The 8,160-nt window shown below is 23.8% G+C and carries 7 protein-coding genes; 3 read left to right on the top strand and 4 right to left on the bottom strand.

What is annotated here, in order from left to right; translation table 4 throughout:
* Nucleotides 1-52: 52 nt before the first annotated feature.
* Nucleotides 53-2,161, bottom strand: a complete 2,109-nt coding sequence (locus ACXX87_RS02610; protein WP_458573223.1) for a hypothetical protein — start codon at nt 2,159-2,161, stop codon at nt 53-55.
* A gap of 144 nt (nt 2,162-2,305) precedes the next feature.
* Between ACXX87_RS02610 and ACXX87_RS02605 the strand changes: the two genes are divergently transcribed.
* Genes ACXX87_RS02605 through ACXX87_RS02595 form a run of 3 tightly spaced genes read left to right on the top strand, consistent with a single transcriptional unit; the run spans nt 2,306 to nt 3,828 of the window.
* Complete coding sequence (locus tag ACXX87_RS02605) at nt 2,306-2,833, top strand: tRNA (cytidine(34)-2'-O)-methyltransferase (protein ID WP_436359140.1); 528 nt, start codon at nt 2,306-2,308, stop codon at nt 2,831-2,833.
* Nucleotides 2,823-3,569 (top strand): TrmH family RNA methyltransferase, encoded by a 747-nt coding sequence (locus tag ACXX87_RS02600; protein WP_436359139.1) that lies wholly within the window; start codon nt 2,823-2,825, stop codon nt 3,567-3,569. Before ACXX87_RS02605 ends, ACXX87_RS02600 begins: the two co-directional genes overlap by 11 nt.
* Nucleotides 3,562-3,828 (top strand): DivIVA domain-containing protein, encoded by a 267-nt coding sequence (locus tag ACXX87_RS02595; protein WP_458573222.1) that lies wholly within the window; start codon nt 3,562-3,564, stop codon nt 3,826-3,828. Before ACXX87_RS02600 ends, ACXX87_RS02595 begins: the two co-directional genes overlap by 8 nt.
* A gap of 30 nt (nt 3,829-3,858) precedes the next feature.
* Here the strand turns inward: ACXX87_RS02595 and ACXX87_RS02590 are convergent, their stop codons facing one another.
* The 3 genes from ACXX87_RS02590 to ACXX87_RS02580 form a co-directional block, all read right to left on the bottom strand.
* The gene (locus ACXX87_RS02590; protein WP_436359133.1) at nt 3,859-5,055 is read right to left on the bottom strand and encodes a phosphopentomutase; all 1,197 of its coding nucleotides are present in this window, start codon (nt 5,053-5,055) and stop codon (nt 3,859-3,861) included.
* A 97-nt stretch (nt 5,056-5,152) separates the two neighbouring features.
* Nucleotides 5,153-6,079, bottom strand: a complete 927-nt coding sequence (locus tag ACXX87_RS02585; RefSeq protein WP_436359132.1) for a PfkB family carbohydrate kinase — start codon at nt 6,077-6,079, stop codon at nt 5,153-5,155.
* A gap of 1 nt (nt 6,080) precedes the next feature.
* Nucleotides 6,081-8,144: a PTS fructose transporter subunit IIABC gene (locus tag ACXX87_RS02580; protein ID WP_436359130.1), complete on the bottom strand. Its 2,064-nt coding sequence runs from the start codon at nt 8,142-8,144 to the stop codon at nt 6,081-6,083.
* Between the last annotated feature and the right edge of the window lie 16 nt (nt 8,145-8,160).

Below are 8,160 nucleotides of genomic sequence, written 5' to 3'. Positions count from 1 at the left end.
AATTTTACCAGTGATATCACTGGTAAAATGTGTCCCAATAAATTGTCCCACTTTAATTATAAGAAAAACTAATGTTTTTATTAGATACATCTTTTCTTGGTAGAAAATTTATAAAACTATGATTATTGACAATATCAATATATTTAAGTTTATATTTTATTTTTTCTTGAAAACCTGCAATTGAAAACTTACTTAATTCACTAAAAGGAATGTAGATTTTTTTAATAGAAGGAACAGAATTAGAAGCATCAAAATTTTCATCTTCATTTATTACAATTTCTGGATCAAAAGGAAAAGTTGGTTTCTTTTTCTTTTCTTTATAAACTTTTTTCTCAACTTCAAAATAAAAAACAAATATTTTGTCGCTTAAAACTGCTAATTGATTTTGACTTCAATTAAAAGAAGATGTTGCATATATTTCTTTAGAATTTTCATTTTTATAAATATCAAAATTTTCTATAGTTAAATCATTAAATAAAGTATTTTCCTTTATAAATTTATATTTAGATTGTAAATTGAAAGAAGATTTTTTATTGTTATTTATGATTAATTCAGTTACTATGAACTCATTTTGATAGTTACTTAATAGATTAGGATTAAAGCTCAATTTATTTCCGTTTATGTTTAAATCAATATATTTACTTCATTGATTATATTGATCAAAACTTTTTACTAAAACTTTAGCACTAGAAATGTTTTCAGAAGTGTTATTGATAATATTTAAATTTATTAAATTAGAAGAAACTTCAATTGAAGAAATGTCTATATTGGAAACTTCATTAGTTGTAATTGAAGTTTCTTTCTGTATTGGTTTAGTTACTGTGTTATTTAAATAAGAAAAGTATGAAGTGTAATAACTATTTTTGTTTAATAAACTATCTTTACTTATTTCTGAAAAATTAGTTGAATTATGCACATTAATTTCTGTATTTTGAATTAAATTAGCATTTTGAAGTGTAAAAATATTACCATAATTTTCTATTGATTTATTAACATCTTCTACATCAATTCCTTGTTCTGGTTCCTTTGGATTATTATTTGAAGTTTCTGTATCATTATTTTTTAATTTGACAACAAATTCCTTTGAAAAATTTGAATTATTATTAAATTTAATTCATTGATTATTAACTTCAACTTCAAAAAAATTAAATTCATAGGTTCCAGCTTCTATATTATTAATTATAAAATAATAATGATTATTTGATGAATTTAAACTAATTTCAGAAGAATAAATTTTATTATTATTTTCTTTATTTATAAAGGAAATTCTTGAATTTTTGTTTACAAAAGAATCTTTAACTTGATTTAATGTTATCTCAAAATTATTTGAAGTATTTTCCGTATTATTTTCTAAAATAATTTCTTTTTTAGCTATAGTTAACTCATTTACTTGATCAATTAAAAAGAATGTTTTAAAAGAAAAATTATTGCTGTTATCATTATTGGTAAATATAACATTGTCTTTATCATCTGTATTAAAAGTAATCTTTTTTATTCAATAATTTGTATTTTCTAATAAGTTATTTGCATTTACTTTTATTTTAATTTTGTTATTTTCTAAAAATTCATAACTTGCTTTATATGTTTGATTATTATTTAAAGTTACTTTAAAATTTTCATCTGTTTTAATACTATTTAAATTTTTACTATCGAAAATTAAACTGAATTCAGCAAAATTATAGTCCCTTCTTACAATTGAAAAAATTGAATTTTTAAAATCAAATTCAGGTTTTTCTTTAATTTTAATTTCATCTGATGGTTTTGTTTGGTGTAAGGTTTTAAAAGAAATTGTTTTATTCTTTAAAATATTTAAGTCATTTAAAAAAATTTCTGAAATTTGATATTCAGTATTGCTTTCTAATTTATTGAAAATAAAAGAAAATTGAAGTTTACTAGAATTTATTGGAAATTGTTTTAAATATCCGTTTTTAAATTTAAAACTTAAATTGTAGTTTTTATTTTGATCTAAATTTTCTATTTTTAAAGTCAAATTAATGCTATTTTCCTTTATATTTGAAATTTTATAATCTTTTAGTTCTTCTTTATTAATAGGTTTGTTTATTGTATCTGTATTACTTTCATTAGTTTGATTACATGAAACTATTAATATAGAAGTACTTGATAAAATGATTGGACTTATTGCTCAAATTTTCTTTTTCATAATTCTCCTCAAATATTTATATATTTTAATTATACATTTTCTTAATTAAAATGATTTAAAAATTAAAATAGTTATAAAAATTTTTTTATAAAATACAATTTAGTATAATTAATAATAAATAAATTATTAATTAAAGAGGTAAAAATGCTCAATATTATCCTATACCAACCTGAAATAAGTCCAAACACAGGAAATATAATAAGAACTTGTTTTGCTCTTGGAGCAAAATTACATATAATCAGACCCATAGCTTTTATTTTAGAACCAAAATGATTAAAAAGACCAGCAGCAGGTAAAAGACTAAGTGATATTAGACATGAAATTCATAATAATTATGAAGAATTTAATCAAAAATATAAAAATCAAAAAATTTATTACATAACAAGATATGGACAAAAAACATATAGTGATGTCAATTTTAAAGAAATTGATCAAAATGGTCAAGATATTTTTTTAATGTTCGGAACTGAATCTACAGGAATTCCTAAAAAAATATTACAAAAAGATTTACAATCTTGTTTAAGAATACCCATGGTTGCTGAAAACAGATCAATAAATCTAGCTAATTCTGTAATTCTTGTTGCATATGAAGTGATGAGACAATTAGACTTTAAAAACCTTTCTTTATTTGAAGTTCAAAAGGGAAAAGATTTTATTTCTAATGATAATTAATTCGCTAAAAAATCAAAAAATTATTGATTTAAACAAATTAAAAATAAAGAAATATAGAGATAAAAGTAACTTATATTTAATAGAAAATCCTAAAATAATAGAAGAAGCACTAAAACAAAATCTCATTGAAGAAATAGTAACTTCACAACAAGAAGTATATGAAAAATTTTCTACAAAATTAAAAATAAAATCTTTTTTAGTTACAGAAGAAATAATAAAAAAACTTTCTTTTACCGATACACCACAAAACATTATTGCTGTTTGCAAAAAAAATACTAATAATTATGATTTTTCTTCTAAAATTGTTATTTTAGATAATATACAAGATCCAGGTAATTTAGGGACCATTTTAAGAAATTGTCAAGCTTTTGGTTTTAAAGATATTATAGTAAAAGGTGTAGATATTTATAATGAAAAGGTTGTAAGATCATCCCAAGGAGCATTTTTCTATTTAAACATTATTCAAACAAATGATTTAGTTTTTTATTTAAATCAACTCAAAAATAAGTATTGAATTTATGGAACGGTGTTAAAAAAAGAAAGTGTAGAATTATCTAATATAAAGAAAAATAAAGAAAAAATAGCAATAATTTTTGGAAACGAAGGAAATGGAATAAGTTCTGAAATTCAAAATTTTATAAATGAAAATATTTATATAAAAATTGATTTTGAATCATTAAATGTAGCAATAGCAAATGGTATAATTTTAAATCACTTTAAGGAAAACAATGATTAAAAGAATTAAAGAAAAAATTTTAAATCAACAATTTGACATAGTTTTAAATGGATACAATCCAGAACAAGTTGATTGATTTTTAGATCAAATTAACGAAGAATTTGATAGTTTCATCGAAAATCAAAACAATCTTGAAACAGAAATTAATAATTTAAAAAATAAAAAAAACGAACTTCAAGAACAAATTGAAATACTTCAATTAGAAATTAATAATTTAAAAAATATTTCTGGAATTAGCGATAAAAAACCAAAAGAATAAAAGGAACTGCAATAGTTCCTTTTATTTTATTTATATAAGTTTGTCAAAAATATCTTCACCAGTTTCAACTAATTCTAAATCAAAATTTCTAGCTATAATATTTCCAGAAGTTCCCAAACCACTTAAAATTCCAAGATTTCTTTCTGAACCTTTAAATGATTTAGAAAAGATTGTTAGTGGTAATGCTTCTCTTGTGTGATTACTTCCTGGGAATGAAGGGTCATTACCGTGATCTGATGTAATTATTAATAAATCATCTTCATTCATTGCATTAATTAATTTTGTTAATTTTATATCAAATGAATTAATATTATGAGCATATCCTTCAAGATTTCTTCTGTGTCCATAGTGTGAATCAAATTCAACTAAATTAACAAAGATAAACTCATTTTCAGTATTTTTAGAAGCAATTTCAATTGCTACATCCATATTTTCGTTATCACTTGCTGGTGGAAATACTTCATCAATTCCTTGACCAACAAAAATATCATTAATTTTACCAACAGCAATTGTTTTTATACCTTTAGCTTGCAATTGATTTAAAATTGTTTGTTTTGGTGGCTTATTAGCATAATCATGACGATTAAAAGTTCTTGTAAATTCTCCATTTTCTCCAACATATGGTCTTGCTATTACTCTAGCAACATTTCATTCAGGATTAGAAGAACAGATTTCTCTTGCTGCTTTTGCATATCTATATAAATTTTCAAGTCCTGTATATTTTTCATGACCACAAATTTGTAATGTTGAATCAGGAGAAGTATAAACAATGATGTGACCTTTTTCAATTTCTTCATTTCCTAATTCAGCTAAAATTACTGTTCCACTAGCTTCCCTGTTTCCGATGATTTTTCTACCATCAAAAGCTTTTTCTAATTTGCTAATTAGTTCTTGTGGAAATCCTTTTTCCACAAATTGTGGATTAGGAACTTTAGTTTCAATTCCCATCATTTCTCAATGACCAGCCAAAGTGTCTTTAGCATTAGATTTTTCTACTATTCTTGCCATATATGCTAAATGATTTTTATTTTTTTTGCCATAATTATGAAGTTTAGTAATTTCTCCAATACCTAATTTTTTTCAAGTAGGAATTTCTAATAAATTACTTTCACTTACATGGAATAGAGTATCAGCACCTTGATCACCAAACTCTTTTTGTCTTCCATCATCACCAATTCCCAATGAATCAGTGACGATCATAAAAATTCTTTTAAATTTTTTTTGCATTTTTTTCCTTTTATAAAAATTTTAAATTAACTTTACCTTTAAATTATATTACTATTTTGTTTTTTAAAATGAAAAAACACCATAATTTAAATGGTGTTTAATAAGATAATTTCTCAATTTTTACGTTATTTAAAAATTTTTCTGTTAATTTTTTATTTCCTAATCATTGAGAAGCAACAGTCCCCATTGCTGCTGCATTAGCTATACGAAAAGAATTTTCAGCATTCTCTAAGTTTAAAAAATAGTTTGAAACAAACATAGAAATAACTGTGTCTCCCGCTCCTGTGGCGGAAACAACATTTATTTTCTCAATTACTGATGCTTTATAAATTTCTTTTTCTTTAGTTAATAAATATGAACCATTTTTATCCAATGAAACCATAACATTTTGACATCCATTGTTTTGAATTTTTTTCATTATTTCTATTAATTCTTTTTCTGAAGAAATTTTTGTATTGAAATTTCTTTCTAACTCGTCCTTATTAGGTTTAATTAAAAAAGGATTGTATTTAATATATGTTTGCATTTTTTCTGTATCAATGTCTAAAACAAAATTAATTCCTTTTTGATAAATAATTTCAATAATTTCTTCTGTTATAAATTCATTGCTATGTCCCATGATTAAAAGAAGATCATTTTTGGTTATTTTATTTAATTCTTTTTTGAGTTTTCCAACTAAATCATAAGACAAATTAGTTTTAGGTCCATTTAGTTCAAAATCTGTATTTTTTCCGTAAAATTTTATATTTAGTCTTGTTTTTTTAGGGTGATCTATATTTATTAATTTAATATTTTCAGTATTAAAAATTTCTTTAAATTCTTTATAAGTATCTGCATCAAAAAAACTTATTGCTGTATTATCGATATCGTGTCTTTTCAAAATAATTGAAGCATTTATTCCTTTTCCGCCTGGGAAAATGTGTGAATCAATATATCTATTTACTTCTTTTAAATTAAAAGTTGCGTTTTCAATAACCAAATCTTTTGATGGAGAAAGTGTTAAAGTATAAATATTTTTACTCATATTATTTAGCTTGTTTTTTATTTGCAAATTTGTGCATTAAAATTATTGTTAATGCTGATGCAAAAGATCCAAGTAAAATAGCTAAAATTCAAAATACAATACCTAAACCAATTTGCAATCCAAAACTATTAAATAGATGTGTTCTTGCTAAAAAGACAACAAACATTCCACCATGCGGTGCAACAATATTAACACCAAGAAGTGCAGAAACTATACCAGCAACTGCTCCACCCACAATGTTAGCAGGTACTAATATTTTTGGTCTTTGTGAAGTATAAGGAATTGCTCCTTCTGAAATGAATGATAAACCAAAAATTATGTTAGAAATTCTTCCAGCTTCAATTTCTTCTTTAGTTCATAATTTTTTACTAATAAACATTGATAATGAAATTCCTAAAGGAGGAACCATACCAGCCGCCATTACTGCAGCCATAGAAACTGAAGATTGACCATTTACAATTGTTAATGTACCAAAAATGTATGCAGCTTTATTAATTGGTCCACCTAAGTCAATTGCCATCATTGAACCAAGAATTAGTCCTAGTAATCATGCTAAATAAGGTTTATTTTGCATTAATTGTAAAAATAATACTAAACCTAAATTTACATAAATTAATACTATGTTAACAACTCAAAATGCTAAAGCTATAACAATTGTTCCAAATAAAGGAATAAATAAAATATTTTTAATTCCTTGTAAATGTTTTGGAAGTTTTCCAAAAACATATTTAGAAAATACAATTATCATTGCACCTACAAAAAATGCTCCAAGTATTCCACCAACAAAACCTGACCCAGTTCCTAAAAATTTATCAGCATTATTTACTCCTGAGTTAGTAATTGATGGTAACAAGAATGAATATGTATCTGATAATCCTCCACTTGCTATTGTCCCGATCACAAAACCAGGTAATAACCCTTGTCTTCCTACTAAAGCAAAAGAAATATAAGCTGTAAGCACAGGAACCGCTAATCCAAGTGATACTTTACCTATTTTGAAAAATAGATTAGCAACACCGTTATTAAATCCAAATGATGCTAAAAATCCGTTAGATTGAATATCAACACCTAATGCTTTACCTACTATTAAATCAATAATGAATCCAATAGCTAAAATAATTCCACCAAAAACTATAAAAGGTAACATATATGAAATACCAGTTAATAGGGAACGATGCATTTTTTTAGCAAAACCACTAAAACTTAATTCCCCTTCTACGTTTTCAGTTTTATTTCCAGAAGAAACAGATTTAATTTTGGTTCCTTTATTATCTAAAATTTTTTGAATTTGTTCTTCTGGTTTATGTATTGCCTTTTGAGTTGAAATTTCAATAACATTAGAACAGTTGGCAAATTTTTCTTTTTCTATTTCTCTATCAACAGCTAAAATTACACCTTTTGCTTTTTCGATTTCAGCACTTGATAAAGGATTTTTTATTCCATCTGCACCTTGTGTTTCTACCTTTATTGAAAGATTCATTTTTTTAGCCTGTTCAATTAATTTTTGCTCGGCTAAATAAGTATGAGCAATTCCTGTTGGACAAGCGGTTACAGCAACTATATCATATGTTTGATTTAAATTGTTATTATTTGTATTTTTATCATTTTCTTGCTCATATTTTTCAATTAATAACATAAAATCATCTACTGTTTGAATTCTTTCTAAAGATTCAATAAAATCAGGTTTGGTTAAAAATTTCGCTAATTTTGACATTATATCTAAATGAGAATTTTCTCTTTGTTGATTAGAAAAAGCCATAGCAAAAATGTATTTAACAGGTTTTCCATCTATGGAATTTCAATCTAAATTATTAACTCTTGCAAATAATAAAGTTGATTCCTTAATACAATCATCACTCATATGTGGAACTGCAATATAGTCACCTATACCAGTTGAATCTTGTTCTTCTCTTTTTAAAAATAAATTAAAAACAGTTTCTTGATTATCACTGTATTTTTTAGAATAAAGTTCTTTAGAAAAGAAATTTAAAACTTCTTTTTTAGAACTAAATTCTTTATTTAAATAAATAGTATCTTTATTTTTAAATAAATCTTTTATTTTCATAATTTTCCTTTCTTTG

The sequence above is a fragment of the Mycoplasma sp. 613B genome, assembly GCF_054343485.1.
Note: the sequence above shows the minus strand (reverse complement) of the source record. Positions and strands in the feature narration are given on the sequence as shown.